We start from the raw sequence: 21,637 nt of genomic DNA, 5'->3' as shown, positions 1-21,637 counted from the left end.
AATGTATTGAGATTGGCGAATGATGCTCGGCGGGTGGGTATCGCACGAATCGAATGGGGCGAAGGTAACTATCATTCGGAATGATAGGAGAGCCGACTTAGCCCTCTAGCCTGCGCCTTTGATTAGAACCTGATCAATGGGGTTGATGGAAATTCTGTCTTTCCGAGGTGGTAAAAGTCTGGCTTGGCAAACGGGTTGCTCTTATCGCGGGCAAGCCCGCTCCCACAGGGATCGTGGCGTTTCAAATAATCCTGTGGGAGCGGGCTTGCCCGCGAAGGGGCCATCAGCTGCGCTCCATCATTACGATCAAGCCAAGCTGTCAGGGTCACCAAAGAACATCTGAATCCGCGACCGCAGCCACCGCTCCCCCGGATCATTGTCCTGGGACCCGCGCCACGCCATGTGCAATTCGAAACTGCGTACCGGCAACGGTGGATCTTCAGCCCGCACACCGCCAGCCGCCGTCAGCGCATCGGCCGTGTAGTCCGGTACGGTGGCGACAATGTCGGTGCCGGAGAGCAGGGTGCTCAACCCGTTGAACTGCGGCACGGCGAGTACCACATGACGTTTGCGTCCGAGCTTTTCCAGCTCTTCATCTATAAAGCCGCTGAGGTCACCGGCGAACGACACCAGTGCGTGGGGGCGCGCACAGAAGTCATCCAGGCTCAACGGCCCCGGCATGCTGTCGGCACGCAGCACTTTGGGCGAGCTGCGACGCAGCACTTTGCGCTTGGCATTGGCCGGCAGGTCGGCGGTGTAACTGACGCCGATGGAAATTTCCCCGGACGCCAGCAATCCCGGCATCAGGATGTAGTTGACCCGCCGCACCACCAGCACAATTCCCGGGGCTTCGGCGCGCAGGCGCTTGAGCAGCATCGGCAGCAGGGCGAATTCAACGTCGTCCGACAGTCCGATGCGAAACACCGCGGTGCTGGTGGCCGGGTCGAATTCCGCCGCACGGCTGACCGCGGTGGAAATCGAATCCAGCGCAGGAGAGAGCAGGGCGAAGATTTCCACGGCTCGCGCGGACGGCTCCATGCTGCGGCCGGTACGCACAAACAACGGGTCATCGAACAACCCGCGCAGGCGCGAGAGTGCCGCACTGATGGCCGGCTGACCCAGGAACAGCTTCTCCGCCGCGCGGGTCACACTGCGTTCGTGCATCAGGGTTTCGAATACGATCAACAGGTTCAGGTCGACACGACGCAGGTCATTACGATTCATCTGGAGTCCTGGCAGAGTCAGCAAACTTGACGTGAGCGGCCATATGAGAACAATGGCCAGCAGGAATATTACGGGGAAAGGCTGGTACTCTGCACCGAGTAATTCAGTTTTCCTACAAAGGAAGCTTCAGTTTCGTACGGCTTTAGGCGATGTTGCCGATGCTGCCGAATCAATGACAGGCATGTCGACTATTAATAGCCACTGATAGTGTTGGGTTGAAAGCCCAGCTAAAGTTCATGGCATTAGAGGTTTCATTGGCGAGGTTTGCGATGTCCCGCACGATCCGTTTTCACAAGTTTGGTCCGGCCGAGGTGCTCAAATGCGAAGAGCATGCGGCGGCTCTGCCTGCTCCGGGCGAAGTGCAGGTGCGCGTCGAAGCCATTGGCATCAGCTGGTACGACATTCTCTGGCGTCAGAACCTGGCGTCTTCCCATGCCCGCCTGCCTTCAGGCCTTGGCCAGGAAATGGCCGGTATCGTCACCGCTGTCGGTGAAGGGGTCGATGACCTGGCGGTCGGTGACAAGGTGGCCAGTTTTCCGGCTGAAAGCCCGAACGACTATCCCGTCTATGGCGAGCTGATTGTTCTGCCGCGCTCGTCGCTGACCCGCTACCCGGACGTGCTCAATTCGATCGAAGCCAGTGTGCATTACACGCCGCTGTTGATTGCCTATTTCGCCTACGTCGATCTGGCGCGGGTCAAACCCGGGCAATTTGCCCTGGTGACTGACGCCAGTCACTGTGCCGGCCCATCGTTCGTGCAACTGGGCAAAGCCTTGGGTGTACGGGTGATTGCCGCTACCAAGTCGGCGGAGGAGCGTGAATACCTGCTGTCGCTGGGTGCCGAGAAAGTCATCGTCACCGAAGAAGAAGACCTGCTGATGCGGGTCAACAAGATCACCGACAACCGCGGCGTGGACGTGGTGTTCGATGGTTTGGGCGGACCCCAGATGTCGTTGCTCGGCGATGTGCTGGCCCCGCGCGGCAGCCTGGTCCTGTACGGCCTGCAAGGTGGCAACCAGACGCCATTCCCGGCTTGTGCGGCGTTCCAGAAGAACATCCAGTTCTTCGTGCACTGCATCGGCAACTTCACCGGTAAGCCGGAGCTGGGCATCATCCAGGATCAGGTTGCACTGCAACGTGCCCTGCGTGACATCAACCAGCTGACCGCTGACCGCGTTCTGCTGCCGCTCAAGACTCGGGTCTTCCCGTTTGCCGAGTTTGTCGAGGCGCATCGCTACATGGGCGAATGTCCTTGCCGCGAAAGGGTGGCCTTGCAGGTCGAACCGGCCTGAGTCCACCCCTCGACTTCCCCCTTGAAAGAGTCCGTGCCCACGGACTCTTTTGCATTCAGCACCTGGCGACCTGAGACATCTCATTGATTGTTCGATGGGGCCGTTCAGCAACTGAACTGGTTTTTGCGCTCGATCTGTAGCTTCTATTCAGCAACTAAGCCCTGATAATTGGATGATTACTTTCATCTCAAGGAATGAGTCATGGGCGGGTATCAGATCGATACTTTTCAATGCGCTTCACGTTTGTTTATTCAAAAAATAGTGCGCTCCCGCGCTGTTACAGGGCAGTTATCGGCAACTTCTTTCTTTATTTCTTGTATTAAGTATCTGTGGGAAGTTGTCGGACATTTCCTAGGACGCCAGCCCCAGTCTCAACGGGCCAGCCAGGCCAGGCGTTTGCTGGGTGTCAGACGTGTTCAGGGTGCCGATACCCACGCGTCGTCGACAATGTTGACTTGAAACCTTAAGTGCTAGCATTCAGCAATAAAACCCCATCCTTACATCACATTCAGGCAATTCCCTGCGCTGTGCGTGCGGTTGTTTGCGCAATATCGAACTTTCGAGCATCAGGTAAATAACGATGACCAACATCCATGACCAAGCGATGAACTACGTCTATCAACAAGTGCTGCAACGATTGCTGAGTTTCTTTTCCCGTGCCGAACGCACGGCGCTGCAGTTGTTGATTCAACGCCTGGCCGTCGCCGCCGGAGGGATGGAGCACATCGGTGAATTCAAGGTGCTGGCGATCCAGACAGGCTCCCGTGACAGTTGCTACACCCTGGCCTTGTTGCGCGCCGCACAACTGACGATCGCCACCCGGGCACCGGCGACCTTCCGGCTGCGGGTGGCGACCTTGCGCTTGAACGGCAGCAATCCGACGGCGCTGGAAAACATCCATCGCAGCTACAACGCGTTGTTCGTCTACGACGATCCACGGGTTGAAGTCCTGATGGTCGATAACCGGGAGGTGCTGCCGTTCGATCACACGGCACCGATTTCCCCGGCCGGACGTGATTGCCATCGCACGAACCTGTTGATGCTGGGTCATCGCCGGGCCTGGGACGGGCCGCTTGAACTGTGGGATGACGGTTATCTCGCCACCGGCGAGTTCTATGGGTACATCACCCGCTGGAACCGTGGTGTCGATGCCATGGTCAGCAGCGACACACCTCGCCAGCAGAAACTGTTCATCGAGGGGTTGAAGCGTGCGGCCGCCAAAGGCGGACTTGAGCTCTCGAATCACCCTGAGCCAGGCTACGCCGGGTTGTTCGCGTTGCTCGACGAACTGGGCAGCGCAGGCTACCAGCGGTTTTACACCGAGGACCGCGAGGAATCGTGGCGACCGGCCGAGCAGTTTGAAACCTGTCGCCGTGCAACGCTCATCGACATCCACGACATGCTGGTGGGCAATCTGGAGGAGCGCTGGCCATTGCTCACCGAGTTTCTCGGATTCCAGGCCGACGAGTTGGCGGCGCAGCTCAGTGACAACGAATACGTCAGCCTTCCGGTTTCGGCGCATCTGCGTGGACTGCGATCGAGTTTCGTACAAGGTCGCACTTATGAGTCGGGCGTCGCCGAGTACCTGCAACGGGCCTTGGTGATGATGCGTCGCAAGCAACTGCCGGAGCGCTTGTGCGAGCAGGCAGTGGAGGCATTTGGCAATCCAGCCACGCTGGCGGAGTTGCGCACGCGGGCGGCGGCGGAGGCGCATCGCAGTTTTGGCCTGAACGAAGCGCAATGGGTATGCCTGCTGTTCGCGCCTTTTGTGGGAAAGGCCGCGACCCTTGAGCGCTTCCTGCGCCAGTGCCATCCGGGCATGCTGGTGGCTTTGCCGGAGTTGCACCGGGCCATGCAGGGGCAACCTGTCGCCGAGCAGATCGTGCAGTGGATGGTGGACGTCAGCGGCTTGCCGGTCGGTCTGATCGGCAAGCTTTATCGCACCGGCCCGCTGCCCCTGAATGAGACCGTGCCCGTCGAATCGGCAAGCGGAGATCCTGACGTGGAAGTCGACACCGGTGAGGACGACACGTCCATGACGGGTGAATGGTCAGCGGGTCGTTGACAGTGCATACCTTGACGCCACGTGACGGGCACTGCCACGTCCAGGGTTCCTTGGCATGAAAGGACTCCGTGAAACCGATTTCGCCTACCAGGCGGTTTACCGTTACCTGATCAGCCTGATTGGCGAATCCGCCAGCGATGCGCACGTGCGTCTGCCCTCGTTGCGCCAACTGGCTGAACGCTTGAATGTGTCGATCTCGACCATTCAGTACGCGTATTCATTGCTGGAGAAAGAAGGGCGGGTGTACTCGGTAGCCAAATCCGGCTACTACGCGTTGCCGGCGCCCGCCATCGGCACGCTCTACAGTGGCAACGACCTGCTGGAAAGCGTCTATGTCAACGCTCGTCGTCCCGGAATGTTGGTGCTCAGCAGTGATGAGCCAGCGTTGTTGCAGTCGATTGACAGCCCACTGCTCCTTCTGGAAAGAGAGCTGCTGCGCCAGTATCCGCGCCCGCCGCAACCGAATGCGCAACCCTGCGGTGAACTGGAGCTGCGGATGGCGTTGGCGGCACGCTATACCACGTCGCCCGTGCGCTGCTGGCACGCCGATGACGTTTACATCGGGGCGGATCTGCGCGGTGTGCTGGAAATGCTGATCGCCGTGTTATGCCTCAAGGACGCCACCGTGGTGGTCGAATCGCCCTGCGACTGGGTGATTTTGCGGCTGTTTCGCAGCGCTGGCGTACGGGTGATCGAATGGCCTCTGCTGGCCAATGGCAGCTTGCATCACGAACGTCTCAAGGAGCTGCTGGAAACCGAGCCGGTGCGCCTGGTGATGGTTTCATCAGGTTTGAACATGCCCCGTGGCAGCCAGGCAACGGACGATGACCGACAGGCCGTCGCCATGTTGCTGGGGCGGCATGACTGCTGGGTGCTGGAAAACGACTGTTACGGCGAGTTGGGATTTGAGCCGCAATGCCTGCGGTTTCGCGATCTTCTGGCCCCGGAGCGGTTGATGGTGTTTTCAACGTTCGAGAAAGTCATCGGTCCCGAGGCCCCATACGGCTACTTGCTCTCGCGCCACCTGAGCGCCGAATGGCAGCGGCAGTTTTTGCTGCGTGCCTTTCGCCTGTCACCGATCCGCCAGAAAGCCATTGCCCGCCTGTACAGCAGCGGGCGTATCGATCAGCACCTGCAATTGCTGCGACGTCGGCTCAAGGACAGCAAGACGCAGATGATCCAACTGCTGTGCGAGCGCCTGGGTGATGCCTTGCAGTTCGTCGAGCCTGAAGGGGGCGCCACGGTCTGGGTGCGTTCGTTGCGCCGGGTCGATGTGCGTCAGGTGTTCCAGCGCCTGCTCAAGCATCAGGTGGTGGTGGCGCCGGGAGAGCTGTTCAGTCTCCAGGGCCTGCACACACAGCATCTGCGCCTGAGTCACAGCTTCGGCAGCGATCACGACCTCGGCACCGCGCTGGGCTTGCTGGGGGATGCGTTGCGCCTGGAGTCGATCGACTGAACGGGCGTGTCCGGGATTTATAACATCGCGCTTGAATGGAGCCGGGATCGATAACGTCGCGCTGCGGTCAAACTGCCAGTAAACTGCGTTCCAATTCCTGAACCACTCTATTCCAGAGGTTTTGCATGACACTCAGTCATTTTGCGGGCAAACCGGCACCGGCAGAATTGTTGGTCGACATCCCGCGATTGGTTACGGCGTACTACACCGGCCAGCCTGATGCCGCCATCTCGACCCAGCGCGTGGCTTTCGGCACGTCCGGGCACCGAGGCAGCTCCTTCGACCTGAGTTTCAACGAGTGGCACGTGCTGGCGATCAGTCAGGCAATCTGCCTGTACCGCGAGGCCCAGGGCATTGATGGCCCGTTGTTCGTCGGCATCGACACCCACGCATTGTCCACCCCGGCTGGCGCCAGCGCCCTGGAAGTGCTGGCAGCCAACGGCGTGACGGTGATGATCGCCGAGGGCGACGAGTACACGCCGACCCCGGCCGTTTCCCACGCGATTCTTTGCTACAACCGCGGACGCACCTCGGGTCTGGCGGACGGCATCGTCATCACGCCGTCCCACAACCCGCCGCAAAGCGGTGGTTACAAGTACAACCCTACCAACGGCGGCCCGGCCGATACCCACATCACCAAGTGGATCGAGGCCAAGGCCAACGAGCTGCTGGGCAACAAGCTCGCCGGGGTCAAGCGCATCAGCTACGAGCAGGCGCTGAAGGCCAGCACCACCCATCGCCATGACTACGTGAACACCTATGTCGCCGACCTGATCAACGTGATCGACTTCGATGCCATTCGTGATGCCAAGCTGCGTCTGGGTGTCGATCCGCTGGGCGGAGCAGGGGTGCGCTACTGGTCGGCGATCGCCGAGCATTACCGGCTGGACCTGGACGTGGTGAACAAAGAGGTGGATGCGACCTTCCGCTTCATGACCGTCGACTGGGATGGCCAGATCCGCATGGACCCGTCGTCCACCCACGCCATGCAGGGCCTGATCGGCCTGAAAGAACGTTTCGACGTGGCATTTGCCTGCGATCCGGACCACGACCGTCATGGCATCGTGACCCCGTCCGGCGGCCTGCTGGCGCCGAACAATTACCTCGCGGTTTCCATCGATTACCTGTTCCAGAACCGTCCGCACTGGCGCGCCGATGCCGCCGTGGGCAAAACCGTGGTCAGCAGCGGCCTGATCGATCGCGTGGCCAAGCGCCTGGGCCGTCGCCTGTACGAAGTGCCGGTGGGTTTCAAATGGTTTGCCGATGGCCTGTTCGATGGTTCTTTGGGCTTTGGCGGTGAAGAAAGTGCCGGTGCATCGTTCCTGCGCAAGGATGGCGGCGTCTGGTGCACCGACAAGGACGGTCTGATCCCGGCGCTGCTGGCCGCCGAAATGACCGCCCGCACCGGCCGTGATCCAAGCCAGGCCTACCGCGCCTTGACCGATGAGCTGGGCGAACCGTTCTCGGTGCGCGTCGACGCCAAGGCCAATCCGGAGCAGAAAGCCCTGCTGAGCAAGCTGTCGCCGGCGCAGGTTACTTCCACCGAACTGGCGGGCGAAACGATCCAGAGCATCCTCAGCCACGCGCCGGGCAACGACCAGGCCATTGGCGGCCTGAAGGTCATGACCGAGAACGGCTGGTTCGCGGCGCGTCCGTCGGGTACCGAGGATATCTACAAGATCTATGCGGAAAGCTTCGTGAGTGACGACCACCTCAAGCAGTTGGTGGCTGAGGCCCAGACCCTCGTGGATGGCGCCATTTCCGGGAAATAAATGGAAGCCCTGTGGCGAGGGGATTTATCCCCGTTCGGCTGCGCAGCAGTCGTAAATCTGCAGGCGCGGTGTATCAGGAGAGCTGCATTTGCCGGGTTTGGGGTCGCTTCGCAACCCAACGGGGATGAATCCCCTCGCCACAAAGGGCTAGACGAAAAAAAGGGGCGACCAATTTGGTCGCCCCTTTTTTTGCCCGGCATTTAGTGGATCAAGCCAGATCCACCAACACGATTTCACTGTCCTCGATCGCCGTCACCCGCAATACCTGCTCCTGGGCAACCGCAACACCGTCTCGAGCTTGTGCTCGCAAGCCATTGACTTCAATCACACCGGTGGCCGGCACCAGGTACGCACGACGACCGCTGTCGAGGTGATACTCGGCGCTTTCGCCGGCCTTCAGGTTTGCCGCCACCAACCGCGCATCCGCACGAATGCGCAGGCTTTGATCGTCGCCGGCCTTGCCGCTGGCCAGGGTCACGAAACCTTCACGCTGGCCTTTAGGGAAGGGCTTGGCGCCCCAGGACGGTGCCAGGCCGGATTCATTGGGGATGATCCAGATCTGGAAGATCTTGGTCGGCGTTGCCTCCAGGTTGTATTCACTGTGGGCGATGCCGGTACCGGCGCTCATCACCTGAACATCACCGGCCTCGGTGCGACCTTTATTGCCCAGGTTGTCCTGGTGGCTGATCGCGCCTTCACGCACATAAGTGATGATCTCCATGTCCCGGTGCGGGTGCTGCGGGAAACCGGTGCCGGGGGCGATCACGTCGTCGTTCCATACCCGCAGATTGCCCCAGTTCATACGCTTGGGGTCATGGTATTCGGCGAACGAAAAATGGTGATGGGCATCCAACCAGCCGTGGTGCGCGCCACCGAGCGAGTTGAAAGGTCTGAGTTCAAGCATGATCGTCTCCTGAAAAGGTTCGTCATGGGCAGAACGCCTGAGCCATGAAGCGAGACCGGTGGTTGATGACGGGCATCATCCGTCAGGTAACGATCGATAAAAAGCGTAAAAAATGCCTTATAGGCATCGAAATACTCGATATGAAATAACCTCGAAACGTTCTTATCCAACCTTCAAATCAGCGCATAAGCCAATGAGTCACAAGCATTTCACTAGAACTCAACGGCAAATGCAGACACCATAGCCCTCAACAGCCTCACACCCTGGAGTCCGTCCGCGTGTCGCAACACACCCCTGATCTTCCGCCTGAACTTCGTCCTCTGGCCGAGATGCCGCTGCTCAAGCGCCTGGCCGCCCGTTTCTTTGGCCATGGCTTGACGCGCCTGCGTGCACAGCACCGCGCATCCTGGCTGCACGGTCAGGCGGATGGCTTCCGCAGCGGGCACACGGCCGGCGTTGAGTACGGCTACAAGGAAGGCAGGCTCGAAGGGCTGGAGGAAGGCCGGCAGGTCCTGCTGATTCGTGATTCGCGCTCAACCGAGCATCGGCCGCCCGGAATCGACGATCACTTGTTCGACGACTGGCGACTGCCGCTGACGCCAGACCTGAAAAAGCGCATGAAGGCAGATGTCGCCCGTCTGCTGCCAGCCCATGCCCAGCCCAGTGCCGCGCAGTGGAAGATGATTTTCAGCGATACCCCGTCAACGTCGGTGATCGCCGGCGCCGGCGCCGGCAAATCGACGACGCTGGTGCTGCGCATCGTGCTGCTGAGCCATTATCTGGGGTTTGAGTTGAGTTCGATGACCGTGGTGACGTTCACCCGCGAGTCGCGCAAGGACTTCATCAATAAGCTGATCGAACTGTTTGCGCTCTGGGGGCGCGTGCTCGGTTTCAAGGAGGCGCGCGATCTGGTGCGCACCTTCCATTCGCGGATCTTGCCGATGGTGCGTAGCCTGCCGGGCTTCGAACGTCTGCAAGCCTTTGAGAACCTCAGTCTGCGCCCGCTCAACGGTGATGAGGAGGTGGACAGCAATCCGTTCGACCTGCGCATCAACGACGCCCAGCGCCAGCAACTCAATGCCTGCTACCACGCCTTGCATACCCGGGATGAGCGCTTCCGCGAACTGATCCTGCCGTTGTCGCGCCATGCCTTGCAGCTCAAGGAACTGGAGCGCGATCACCCGGATGTGCAGAAACGCATGGCGGTGACCGAACTGGCGGCCAGGCGCGATGAAGAACTGTGCGATGCAATTGAGGATTTGTGGTTTCAGGCGGGGGCCTGGCCGATCAAAGGCGTCGAGCCCAATCGCCAGACCTTCGATATCAACGGTTCGACCTTCCATTGCCACGGCTACATTCCCTCCCTGGACGCCTGGGTGGTATTGGGTTTCGATCCTCGGGAAAACCCTCAGGTCACCCGCCCGAACGCCAAGCTTACGGTGCGCGCAGAGTGGGCGGTCAAGCGCACCCTGTTTCAAGCTTTCTGTCGTAAGCCATTGATATGGCTGGATAGTTACGAGTCATCAAGGCGAGTGTTGGCGTCACTTGCCGGCGATGCCAGCGCCGGACCGGGCTTCGATTACAAGGTCAAGGGTGAACTCGCGTCCGCGCCATTGCTGGACTGTTTTGTCGCGGCAGCCGGGTTTATCGAGAACCTCGGCCTGGACGTGCCAACGGCTGTCAGTCAGATGAGTTTCGCCAAGGACGACCCCGACCGGTTTTTCTTCGAGGCGTTGAGCCTGTACTGGCGAGCGCTGGAAGACCATCTGCTCGACCAGAAGCCGCCGATCATGACGTACAACCGTATGTTTGCCCTGTTCAGCGAGCACTCACCGGAAAACCTCAAGCTGCTCAGCGATGAGCTGCTAAGACCTTTGTCGCACCTGATGATCGATGAATTTCAGGACGTATCGCCGCAAATTGTCTCCTGGATCCGCGCCAGTCTCGCCGAAATCCGCAGTCGCGGCCCGGCGATGCATGTGGGGCGCGGTGCCCAGCGCTCTTCGTTGCTCTGCGTCGGGGACGACTGGCAATCGATTTACGGCTGGCGCGGCAGTTCGCCGAGCTATTTCATGGAGTTCAACAAAGAATTCTCCTCGCCGAGCACCACCAAAGTCATGCTCAGCGACAACTACCGCAGCCACCAGCACATCATCGACGCCGCCGAACACATCGTGCGAGCCGCACCGGCCATTGCCGGCAAGAAGGCCAAGGCCAGCGGCGAGCCGAAGGATTTGCTGCCGGTCAATGTGCTGGATCGTGACGATCAAGGCATGGCCCAGCGCCTGATCGAACACTACCGCAAGGGCGATTCGATCTTGATGCTTTATCGAAAAAGTAGCGATAAGTTGTTGATAGAAGAGCATATTCAGCCTGTAATTAATGTTGATTCTAGCTTGCCGTATGAAGCCCGGCGCCTGAAGCAGTTGACCTACCACAGCGCCAAGGGCTTGCAGGCCGATGCAGTGTTCCTGTTGGGCGATTGCCAGCACCTGACCAGTTCGCCCTACAAGAATCAGGTGTACCGCATGGCGGGCTTGGGCAAGGCCGGCGACAGCGAGCCTTATGACAACGCGCAGAAGGATGAAATCCTGCGCCTGGCGTATGTGGGCATCACCCGGGCGGTGAGCCATTGCTATTGGTATGTCGACGGGCAGGACACCCAGGCGGCTAACCTGCCAAAGGCATCGGACCGGATCGGCAAGGGCAAGGCGTTTTTTGCTGATCATCGGCAGGCCAAAACCTCGGCGTGAATCACCTGTGGGATTCTGTGGCGAGGGGATTTATCCCCGTTGGGTCGCGAAGCGGCCCTAATCCAGACAACTCGGGCTGTCTGAACGGGCGCTGGGGGCCGCTTCGCAGCCCAACGGGGATAAATCCCCTCGCCACATAAGCGGGGTCCCACAGGGTCTTGTACCAGGCATCAAAAAGCCCACATTCAGTGGGCTTTTTATTTGCAATCAGGCTTCAGGCATAACTCTTGAGCGCCACCGGAGGAATGAACGCTGCGAGCTCATCTTCCACCGCTTCGATTATTCGCTCTACATCGGCGGCATTCATGACCGTTGAACAAGGAATACCGGCAATGGCGATCATGGTCTCGCCACTGGCCCGATCAAACAAACGGGCGATCATGCTGCCCGGGGCATCCATGCTTGCCTCGAATCCCATGGGGTGAAAATGCCAGCGCATCAGCTGGCAGGCATTTGGAAAAGTGACCTTGCTGAACCCTTTATTCATATGTTGCCCGCCTTCTTCATCGAGCGCTTCCGTTAGCTCATGTTAGGAGGGAAGAGCCTTCAATGGCTCAACCAGTGACAGACTTTAAAAGTAGCATCCACATGTGAAAAAAATGTGTTTTTTTCAGGCCGTTTAGCGATTGCTGCCTTTTTTTTGATTCAGGTCACGGTCCGGGCGCGGCTGGGTTAAACAGGTCCCCTTGAAGAGGAGGAGAAACTTGGGCAGTCTCTTTTTCTTTCGCCGAGACCTTTATGTACGCCGAGGATGACGGCCCGCTGCAAACCCAGGCCACGGGCGAGACGGTCATGCGCTATCACTTGCGCTGGAAGCACCGCGATCTGGACGGCGTCATGGCGCTGTATCACCCCGAGATCCAGTACAGCGACTTTTTCCAGAACCGCGTAATGGGCCTGGACGAGTTGCGCGAATACGTACGCAGCAGCATGCCCCGCGATCCGGATGAAGCACTGGAGCACTCGGACCGTATAAGGCTGGACGGCAATACGGCGTTCATTCAGTACCGCATCACCCTGCGCGGCGGGGAAGGCCTGGTGTCGTTTCGCGCCAGCGAGGCGATCACCGTGCGCGACGGGCTGATTTGGCGGGTCAACGAATACGCCTCGCTGGTGCACGAGCAGCCGGCGCGCAAAGCCACCGGCGCGCAGCGCCCGGCGGTCAGTCGACTGGGCTTGTCGCCGCGCCAGTTGAGTTTCATGGCCGACGATCTGCAACAGTATTTCCAGCGACAGCAACCCTATCTGGACCCTGATCTCGACCTGCAACGGGTGGCAAAGGAGTGCGGGTACAGCCGCAACCAGATGTCCTATCTGCTCAATCAGGTGCTTGGCCAGAGCTTCTATCGCTACGTCAACCAGGCTCGCCTGCAACACCTGCTGGCCGCGCTGGATAACGCCACGCCACCGTTGCGCATCGACGAACTGGCCTTCGCCGCCGGTTTCAATTCATTGTCGGCGTTCTACAGCTGTTTCCGCCAACACACCGGTTTGTCACCCAAGGCCTACGCCAAACAAATTTCTTTGCGTGCACGCGCGCAAGACAGCCGCTGAACCCACGCACTAGGATCAACGCCATCGAAGTTTGAATGGCGGAGTCTTGCATGCCGGCGTGGCGCACTATCAGTTTGTGGATGGATCAACTCGACGAGCCGTTACAGGCGCGTTCTGCCCTGGAACAGGACCTGGATATCGACGTGGCGATCATCGGCGCCGGGTACACGGGGCTGTGGACGGCGTACTACCTCAAGCGTCAGGCGCCCGATCTGAACATTGCCATCATCGAGGCGCAAACCGCCGGTTTTGGCGCGTCGGGGCGCAACGGCGGTTGGCTGATGGGTAATCTGTTGGGGGAAGACCGGCTGCTGGCCGGACTGTCACCCGAGCAGCGCCGCGCTTCCTACGATCTGCTGCATGGCATTCCGGATGAAGTGAAAATCGTCCTGGAGCGTGAAGGCATCGACTGCGATTACCGTAAAGGCGGGGCGCTGTACTGTGCGGCCCGTTACCCGGAGCAGGAGACCAGCCTTCGTCAGTATCTGGACAAGCTCTACCGCCAGGGCCTCAACGAGAACGATTACCGCTGGCTCAGCCCGGACCAGCTGGCGCAACAGATCCGCATTGCCAAACCCTATGGCGGGATCTTTGCCCCCCACGTCGCCACCCTGCATCCGGCCAAACTGGCGCGGGGCCTGGCACGCACGGTCGAGGGCATGGGCGTGAAGATCTACGAAAACAGTCCGGTCACCCAATGGCAGTCCGGTCGCCTGCGAACCGCCCATGCCTCGGTGCGCAGTCGCTGGATTGTCCCGGCGGTAGAAGGCTATGCCGCTACGTTGCCACCCCTTGGGCGCTATCAATTGCCGGTGCAGAGCCTGATTGTCGCCACCGAACCGCTGTCCGCCGCCACTTGGGACGAGATTGGCCTCAGTGACGGCCAGGCCTTCGGTGAGAGCAGCCGCCAGGTCACGTATGGCCAGCGTACCGCCGACAACCGACTGATCTTTGGCGCCCGGGGCGGGTATCAGTTTGCGGGGCGGTTGCGCCATGACTTCGACCTGACCACCAGCGAAATCGAGTTGCGACGCTATTTGTTTGGCGAACTGTTTCCGCAACTCAAGAACGTCCAGGTCACCCATGGCTGGGGTGGCAACCTGGGCATGTCCCGGCGATTCAAGCCCCACATGCTCTGCGACCGGGCCGGCGGGATTGCCTTGTCCGGCGGTTACGGCGGCGAGGGCGTGGGGGCCAGCAACCTGGGCGGGCGCACCCTTGCCGACCTGATCCTTGAACGCGATACCGACCTTGTGCGTCAGCCCTGGGTCCTGCCTCAGGGCGGGCTCAATGTGCTCAAGGCCTGGGAGCCCGAACCCTGCCGCTGGCTCGGCTACAACGCGATCATTCGCAGCTTCGTCCACGAAGACCAGACCCTGGCCAACCCGGCCACCGCTCCCTGGCGACGCAAGCTCGCCAGTGGGGTGGCGGGGTTCATGGAAGGTTTCATGCACTAAACGCTTTTTTCACAGACAGGTATTGCCATGAGCATCACGCAATTCAAGAACACCGCCACCCTGAAGCTGGATGAGTCCAATCCGGTCGCCGTGCCGTTGGATGAGCCGGTGGCAGTGGCGTCAACCACCAGTGTGGAGCGCGACGACGGCGTCGAAACCGGCGTTTGGGAATGCACACCCGGGCGCTGGCGGCGGCAGATCGTTGCCCAGGAGTTCTGTCACTTCATCCAGGGCCGCTGCACCTTCACCCCGGACGACGGCGAAACGCTGCACATAGAAGCCGGCGACGCACTGATGTTGCCCGCCAACACCCTCGGTATCTGGGACATCCAGGAAACCGTGCGCAAGACCTACGTGCTGATTTTTTGATCCTTTGATCCTTTGATTGCCTGCCAACAACAAAACCTATACAGGAATCGACTCATGCTTCGAAAGACAATGACCCTGGCTCCGCTGATGCTCGCCGCCTCAATCAGTCAGGCGGCTGAAACCGTCAAAATCTACAACTGGTCGGATTACATTGCGCCGGACACCACGAAAAACTTTCAGAAAGAAACCGGCATCGCCTTCACCTACGACGTCTACGACAGCAACGAAACCCTCGACGGTAAATTGATGACTGGCAAGTCCGGTTACGACGTGGTGTTTCCGTCCAACCACTTCATGGCGCGCCAGATCGAAGGCAAGGCGTTGAAGACGCTCGACAAGAGCCAATTGCCGAACTGGAAAAACCTGAATCCTGTGTTGCTCAAGGCCTTGCAGACCAACGATCCGGGCAATGAGCATGGCTTTCCCTACCTGTGGGGCAGTACCGGCATCGGCTACAACATTGCCAAGGTCAAGGCGGTACTGGGCGACAATGCCCCCGTGGATTCCTGGGACCTGATCTTCAAGCCGGAAAACATGCAGAAGTTGCAGAAATGCGGCGTGGCCATCCTCGACAATGGTCCGGAACTGCTGCCTGCTGCCCTGAATTACCTGGGGCTGGCGCACCACAGTAAAAATCCGGATGACTACAAAAAGGCTGAAGCCTTGCTGCTCAAGGTCCGGCCATACGTCAGCTATTTCCACTCATCCAAGTACACCAGCGACCTGGCCAATGGCGATATTTGCGTGGCCGTCGGTTTCTCCGGTGACATCCTGCAGGCGGAAAATCGCGCCAAGGAGGCCGGAAACGGCGTCGACATCGGCTATTCGATTCCGAAGGAAGGTGCCGCGATTTGGTTCGACATGGTCGCCATGCCTGCCGATGCCCCGGACGAGAAGGCCGGTTACGCCTTCATGAACTATTTGCTGCGCCCGGACGTGATGGCCAGCGTCAGTAATTACGTGCATTACGCCAATGGTAACGAACAAGCGGATAGCCTGATCGATCCGGCGATCAAGAACGATACGAAGGTTTATCCGAGCCCGGAAATGATGGGGAAATTGTTTGCGCTGGAAGCGATGCCGCTGAACATCGACCGGATTCGGACGCGGGTGTGGAACAAGATACGCACGGGCAGTTGAGAGCACAGGGCAGAGGTGACGGGGCGGGACGTCCCGTCACCTGATTTCAATTCACTGAATGTTTAGTTTGTTGACGGAGGTGCGCTAAAACAAATACCAAAAGTATGACTTTTTCAAACTAGCCAACTGCCCCCTATTCAATAATTAAATTGTCGATTGTCGGACAATTAATTCGGCTTACTTGAACTAAAAATAATATTTTCACAGCGCACCTACTGTTTTCGGGGGCTTACTGGAAGAGCACATTTTGACGTCAAAAAATTATTGGACGTTTGATGTCAAATTGTGTCAGTTTTCGTTCGCCTTCAATAGGCGAGTGATAGGACGATCTCGCCAGGGATTGTTGCTATCTGACAAAACTGTTCCATCTCTAAACAAGGAAGTGTGTTTATGTCGAACGTAAAAGACCACGCTATTGAAACCGGCGTACAGGCGGCTGGCAGTTCTGCATTCAATCAGATCAACAGTTTCAGTCATCAGTACGATCGGGGCGGCAACCTCACGGTCAATGGCAAACCTTCGTTCTCGGTCGATCAGGCCGCCACTCAATTGCTGCGCGACGGCGCGGCTTATCAGGATAAGGACGGCAGTGGCAAAATCGAGCTGACGTATACCTTTCTGACGTCGGCATCGTCGAGCACGATGTACAAGCACGGGATTACCGGGTTCAGTCAGTTCAGCACGCAGCAGAAAACCCAGGCCGTGCTTGCCATGCAATCCTGGGCCGATGTGGCCAATGTCACCTTCACCGAGAAGGCCGCTGGCGGTGACGGTCATATGACCTTCGGCAACTACAACGGCGGTCAGGACGGTGCGGCGGCGTTTGCCTACTTGCCTGGCACCGGGGTCGGTTACGACGGGACTTCCTGGTACCTGACCAACAGCAGCTACACGCCCAACAAAACCCCGGATCTGAACAACTATGGCCGGCAAACACTGACCCATGAAATCGGCCACACCCTGGGCCTTGCCCACCCCGGTGACTACAACGCCGGCGAAGGCGCACCGACCTACAATGATGCGTCCTACGGGCAAGACACCCGCGGCTACAGCGTCATGAGTTACTGGAGTGAAAGCAACACCGGCCAGAACTTCAGCAAGGGCGGCGTCGAAGCCTATTCATCCGGCCCATTGATGGACGATATTGCCGCCATCCAGCAGCTCTATGGCGCCAACACCACGACCCGCACCGGCGACACCACCTACGGTTTCAACTCCAGCGCCGGAAGTGATTTCCTGAGCGCGTCTTCCTCGGCGGATAAGTTGGTGTTTTCGGTCTGGGATGCGGGCGGCAAGGACACCCTGGATTTCTCCGGATTCACCCAGAACCAGAAGATCAACCTCAACGAAGCGTCGTTCTCTGACGTCGGTGGCCTGGTGGGCAACGTTTCCATCGCCAAGGGCGTTACCGTCGAGAATGCCATTGGTGGCTCAGGCAATGACCTGCTGATCGGTAACCACGTATCCAACGAGCTGAAGGGTGGTGCCGGCAACGACATCCTTTACGGTGCCGGCGGGGCGGACAAACTGTGGGGCGGCGCAGGTTCGGACACCTTCGTGTTTGCGGCCAGCAGCGACTCCGGGCCCGGTGCGATCGACCAGATCCTCGACTTTGTCAGCGGTCTGGACAAGATCGACCTGACCGGCATCACCAACGGCGCAGGCTTGCACTTTGTCAGCGCCTTCACCGGGGCGGTGGGCGATGCGGTGCTCAGTACGTCGGGTGGCAACAGCTTGTTGTCGATCGACTTCTCCGGGCATGGCGTGGCTGATTTCCTGGTCAGCACCGTGGGCCAGGCGGCGTATGCGGACATCCTGGCTTGATGTGAGATGAAAGCGGAGGGCGGCGCTGTAGGCGCCGCTCTTTGTCCTTGCATTGATGCTCGCAGTCAGTAAGGTTGCGACCCTGAGTTAAAGATCCTATGACGTGCAGCGTTTTTTCCCACAAGGCAAGCGCGTGGCTTCTGGCTGCGCTGGTGATGTTTATTGGAGATGCAACCATGGCAGGCAGCCTGAAACTGGCGGATCCGTCGGCGTTGGCCGGCAAGTGGCAGGTCACGTTGAATGCCACGCAAGACACGGGTGAAAAAACCTCCGACCCGGCGAGTACCTGTCTGATCGACCTTCGGCCGGATCAGACGCTGGGCGATGACGCCCATTGCCTCGCCGCCTGGCTTGGCGAACCGGTAACCGGCTGGTTCCCCGAGCCGGACGGGATTTCCATCACCGGAAAAGAAGGCTCAAGAATCCTGTTCTTCGGCCGACAGCGTGAAGGGCTTTATCAAGGCACTTTGCATTCAGGTCGAACCGTTACCCTCAAGCACCCGGCGCATCAAGCGTAAATGACCGGCTAAAACCCTGGGGATCGCATGACTGTTGAAGTCGGTTAATCCCCGATCTTTTATCGAACACAAAGCGTTGTTGTTCATTTGTAAACGATAACGGAAAAAGAATGTCTCGCCCCCGGTGCGGACAGTTAATTGGAACCTCGCCGGAACAGGGCGATGAACATCAACTCAGGAATACCCAATGAAGATGGCGAAGGCCCCAGCCACCGCACCGTTAATTAAGGCACTGGGGGACTATAAAAGCATCTTGATCAGCGTCGGTTGTTTTACCGCCCTGATCAATATTCTGATGTTGGCGCCCTCTATTTATATGCTGCAAGTCTATGACCGCGTTCTGTCTTCGCAGAATGAAACGACATTGGTCATGTTGTCGCTGATGATTGTCGGGTTCTTTGCTTTTATCGGACTGCTGGAAGCGGTTCGCAGTTTCGTTGTTATCCGTATTGGCAGTCAGTTGGAGCGACGGTTCAACCTGCGGGTCTACCAGGCGGCATTCGAGCGCAACCTGTTCAAGGGCGAAGGCAATGCCGGACAGGCACTGGGCGATCTGACGCACATCCGTCAGTTCGTTACCGGCCCTGCGCTGTTCGCATTCTTCGATGCGCCGTGGTTTCCGGTGTACCTGTTGGTGATTTATCTGTTCAACGTCTGGCTCGGTGTCTTTGCCACGGCGGGGGTTCTGCTGCTGATTGCGCTGGCCTGGTTGAATGAGTCCATGACCAAAAAGCCCTTGAGCGAAGCCGCCGCGTGCTCCCAGCAGTCCAGCCAACTGGCGACCAGTCACCTGCATAACGCCGAAACCATTCAGGCCATGGGCATGCTGGGGGCGCTGCGCAACCGCTGGTTCCAGGTGCATTCACGTTTCCTCGGCCTGCAAAACCAGGCCAGCGACACCGGTGCCGTCATCAGCTCCCTGAGCAAAACCCTGCGCCTGTGCCTGCAATCGCTGGTGCTGGGTCTTGGCGCCTTGCTGGTGATCAAGGGTGACATGACTGCCGGGATGATGATTGCCGGTTCGATCCTGATGGGTCGCGTACTCAGTCCTATCGATCAGTTGATCGCCGTGTGGAAGCAGTGGAGCGGTGCCAGGCTCGCTTACCAGCGTCTCAATGCCTTGCTGCAAGCCTTCCCCTCGGGCGACGAGGCCATGGCGCTGCCGGCGCCAAAGGGCCAGATCACCTTTGAGCAAGTCAGCGCCGGACCTCCGGGGCAACGGGCGGCCTCCCTGCATATGGTCAGTTTCAACCTTGCGGCGGGTGATGTGATGGGGGTGCTCGGTGCTTCGGGGTCCGGTAAGTCGACACTGGCACGGGTACTGGTTGGGGTCTGGCCGACGCTCGGCGGTACCGTGCGACTCGACGGTGCGGACATCCATCGCTGGAATCGCGACGACCTCGGGCCTTACATCGGTTATTTGCCCCAGGACATCGAACTGTTCAGCGGCAGCATCGCGCAAAACATCGCGCGGTTCCGAGAAGCTGATCCACAACAAGTCGTGGTGGCCGCGCAGCAGGCCGGTGTGCATGAGCTGATCTTGCGCCTGCCACAAGGGTACGACACGGTGCTCGGCGAAGACGGCAGCGGCCTGTCGGGCGGGCAGAAACAACGTGTGGCGCTGGCGCGCGCACTGTACGGCCGGCCGAGCCTGGTGGTGCTGGATGAACCGAACTCCAACCTCGACACCGTGGGCGAAGCGGCGCTGGCCAGCGCGATAGCGCAAATGAAAGCCCAGGGCACCAGCGTGATTCTGGTGACCCATCGTTCCTCCGCACTGGCCCAGGCCGACAAACTGCTGGTGCTCAACGACGGGCGCCTGCAGGCGTTCGGTCCGAGCCAGGACGTACTCAAGGCACTCGCAGGGGCGCAGCAAGCCTTGCATGAAAAGTCCGGACAGGCACAGGGCGGGACCGGCATGAGCCGGCAGCCTCAGCCCACGACAAGGAATTCCGGTGTATGAGCGGCACACACATGAACCCACACGACGAATCGGCAATGGACCAGGACTACCTGGCCCAGCGTCCTGAACGCGACGCACGTTACTTCGTCCGCCTGGGCTGGATGCTCGCGCTCCTCGGCGCAGGCAGTTTCTTCCTCTGGGCCAGCCTCGCGCCACTCGATCAGGGCATACCGGTGCAGGGCACGGTGGTGGTTTCGGGCAAGCGCAAGGCCGTGCAGTCGATGAGCAGCGGCGTGGTCAGTCAGATTCTGGTCCGCGAGGGTCAGTTGGTGAAACAGGGCCAGCCGCTGTTCCAGCTTGACCAGACTCAGGTCGCTGCGGATGTTCAATCGCTGCAAGCGCAGTACCGCATGGCCTGGGCGAGCCTCGCTCGATGGCAAAGCGAGCGGGATAACCTCAAACAGGTGAATTTCCCCGTTGAACTGAGCAACGATCCCGACCCGCGCCTGGCGTTGGTGCTGGAAGGCCAGCGTCAGTTGTTCAGCAGCCGCCGCGATGCCTTCGCCCGTGAGCAAGCCGCCTTGCGCGCCAGTATCGAAGGTGCCGGTGCACAGTTGGCCGGCATGCGCCGCGCCCGTACCGACTTGAGCGCTCAGGCCGATTCCTTGCAACAACAGTTAAACAACCTGACGCCACTGGCGCAGAACGGCTACATCCCGCGCAACCGGTTGATGGAGTATCAGCGACAACTGTCACAGGTGCAGCAACAGTTGGCCGAGAACCTCGGCGAAAGCGGCCGGGTGGAGCAGGGCATTGTCGAGTCCCGCCTGAAGCTGCAACAGCACATCGAGGAGTACCAGAAAGAGGTGCGCACCCAACTGGCCGATGCGCAGCTCAAAAGCGTGACGCTGGAAGAGCAACTGACCTCCGCCGGATTCGACCTGCAGCACAGCGAGATCATTGCCACGGCTGACGGCATTGCCGTGAACCTGGGTGTTCATACCATTGGCGCGGTGGTGCGTCAGGGGGAGAGTCTGCTGGAGATCGTGCCTCAAGATACGCGCCTGGAAGTGGAAGGGCGGCTGCCGGTCAACCTCATCGACAAGGTCGGTCCGCACCTGCCGGTGGACATTCTCTTCACTGCCTTCAACCAGAGTCGCACCCCGCGTGTTCCGGGCGAAGTCAGCCTGGTTTCCGCCGACCAGATGGTCGACGAAAAAACCGGCGTACCGTATTACGTGCTGCGCAGCAGTGTCAGTGACCAGTCTATGGAAAAACTCAATGGCCTGGTGATCAAGCCCGGCATGCCGGCGGAAATGTTCGTGCGTACCGGTGAACGTTCGCTCCTCAACTATTTGTTCAAACCGCTGCTCGACCGGGCAGGCTCCGCGTTGACCGAGGAATAA

The 21,637-nt window shown here is 59.4% G+C and carries 16 protein-coding genes; 13 read left to right on the top strand and 3 right to left on the bottom strand.

What is annotated here, in order from left to right; all coding sequences use genetic code 11:
- Positions 1-306: 306 nt before the first annotated feature.
- On the bottom strand, positions 307-1,224 hold the full coding sequence (locus HNQ83_RS23730; RefSeq protein WP_256669152.1) for a LysR family transcriptional regulator: 918 nt from the start codon (positions 1,222-1,224) through the stop codon (positions 307-309).
- A 269-nt stretch (positions 1,225-1,493) separates the two neighbouring features.
- Between HNQ83_RS23730 and HNQ83_RS23725 the strand changes: the two genes are divergently transcribed.
- The 4 genes from HNQ83_RS23725 to pgm all read left to right on the top strand — a co-directional run bounded on the left by HNQ83_RS23725 (position 1,494) and on the right by pgm (position 7,809).
- Positions 1,494-2,516, top strand: coding sequence for a zinc-dependent alcohol dehydrogenase family protein (locus HNQ83_RS23725; protein ID WP_175391188.1), 1,023 nt, complete (start codon positions 1,494-1,496; stop codon positions 2,514-2,516).
- 580 nt (positions 2,517-3,096) lie between these two features.
- Positions 3,097-4,581 (top strand): hypothetical protein, encoded by a 1,485-nt coding sequence (locus HNQ83_RS23720; RefSeq protein WP_175391187.1) that lies wholly within the window; start codon positions 3,097-3,099, stop codon positions 4,579-4,581.
- A gap of 55 nt (positions 4,582-4,636) precedes the next feature.
- Positions 4,637-6,037: a PLP-dependent aminotransferase family protein gene (locus HNQ83_RS23715; protein WP_175391186.1), complete on the top strand. Its 1,401-nt coding sequence runs from the start codon at positions 4,637-4,639 to the stop codon at positions 6,035-6,037.
- A gap of 125 nt (positions 6,038-6,162) precedes the next feature.
- Positions 6,163-7,809: a phosphoglucomutase (alpha-D-glucose-1,6-bisphosphate-dependent) gene (gene pgm / locus HNQ83_RS23710; RefSeq protein WP_175391185.1), complete on the top strand. Its 1,647-nt coding sequence runs from the start codon at positions 6,163-6,165 to the stop codon at positions 7,807-7,809.
- Between the two features lie 208 nt (positions 7,810-8,017).
- Here the strand turns inward: pgm and HNQ83_RS23705 are convergent, their stop codons facing one another.
- Positions 8,018-8,713, bottom strand: coding sequence for a pirin family protein (locus HNQ83_RS23705; protein ID WP_175391184.1), 696 nt, complete (start codon positions 8,711-8,713; stop codon positions 8,018-8,020).
- A 278-nt stretch (positions 8,714-8,991) separates the two neighbouring features.
- Here HNQ83_RS23705 and HNQ83_RS23700 point away from each other — a divergent pair, with 278 nt between their 5' ends.
- Positions 8,992-11,466, top strand: a complete 2,475-nt coding sequence (locus HNQ83_RS23700; protein WP_175391183.1) for a UvrD-helicase domain-containing protein — start codon at positions 8,992-8,994, stop codon at positions 11,464-11,466.
- Between the two features lie 214 nt (positions 11,467-11,680).
- Here the strand turns inward: HNQ83_RS23700 and HNQ83_RS23695 are convergent, their stop codons facing one another.
- On the bottom strand, positions 11,681-11,953 hold the full coding sequence (locus HNQ83_RS23695) for a DUF1652 domain-containing protein (RefSeq protein WP_175391182.1): 273 nt from the start codon (positions 11,951-11,953) through the stop codon (positions 11,681-11,683).
- A 251-nt stretch (positions 11,954-12,204) separates the two neighbouring features.
- On the opposite strand from HNQ83_RS23695, the gene HNQ83_RS23690 reads away from it, so the two are divergent.
- From HNQ83_RS23690 to HNQ83_RS23655, 8 genes are all read left to right on the top strand, one after another.
- The gene (locus HNQ83_RS23690) at positions 12,205-13,020 is read left to right on the top strand and encodes an AraC family transcriptional regulator (protein WP_175391181.1); all 816 of its coding nucleotides are present in this window, start codon (positions 12,205-12,207) and stop codon (positions 13,018-13,020) included.
- A gap of 50 nt (positions 13,021-13,070) precedes the next feature.
- Complete coding sequence (locus HNQ83_RS23685) at positions 13,071-14,477, top strand: FAD-binding oxidoreductase (protein ID WP_175391180.1); 1,407 nt, start codon at positions 13,071-13,073, stop codon at positions 14,475-14,477.
- 27 nt (positions 14,478-14,504) lie between these two features.
- Complete coding sequence (locus HNQ83_RS23680) at positions 14,505-14,846, top strand: cupin domain-containing protein (RefSeq protein ID WP_175391179.1); 342 nt, start codon at positions 14,505-14,507, stop codon at positions 14,844-14,846.
- 54 nt (positions 14,847-14,900) lie between these two features.
- Complete coding sequence (locus HNQ83_RS23675) at positions 14,901-15,986, top strand: polyamine ABC transporter substrate-binding protein (protein WP_175391178.1); 1,086 nt, start codon at positions 14,901-14,903, stop codon at positions 15,984-15,986.
- Between the two features lie 390 nt (positions 15,987-16,376).
- Positions 16,377-17,810 (top strand): serralysin family metalloprotease, encoded by a 1,434-nt coding sequence (locus tag HNQ83_RS23670; protein ID WP_175391177.1) that lies wholly within the window; start codon positions 16,377-16,379, stop codon positions 17,808-17,810.
- Between the two features lie 98 nt (positions 17,811-17,908).
- Positions 17,909-18,328 (top strand): AprI/Inh family metalloprotease inhibitor, encoded by a 420-nt coding sequence (locus tag HNQ83_RS23665; protein ID WP_175391176.1) that lies wholly within the window; start codon positions 17,909-17,911, stop codon positions 18,326-18,328.
- A 187-nt stretch (positions 18,329-18,515) separates the two neighbouring features.
- Positions 18,516-20,291 carry a type I secretion system permease/ATPase gene (locus HNQ83_RS23660; RefSeq protein WP_175391175.1) on the top strand — a complete coding sequence of 592 codons (1,776 nt, stop codon included), beginning with the start codon at positions 18,516-18,518 and terminating at the stop codon, positions 20,289-20,291.
- Complete coding sequence (locus HNQ83_RS23655) at positions 20,288-21,637, top strand: HlyD family type I secretion periplasmic adaptor subunit (protein ID WP_175391174.1); 1,350 nt, start codon at positions 20,288-20,290, stop codon at positions 21,635-21,637. Before HNQ83_RS23660 ends, HNQ83_RS23655 begins: the two co-directional genes overlap by 4 nt.

Source organism: Pseudomonas sp. C2B4 (genome assembly GCF_013359695.1).
Classification (GTDB): Bacteria; Pseudomonadota; Gammaproteobacteria; order Pseudomonadales; family Pseudomonadaceae; genus Aquipseudomonas.
Note: the sequence above shows the minus strand (reverse complement) of the source record. Positions and strands in the feature narration are given on the sequence as shown.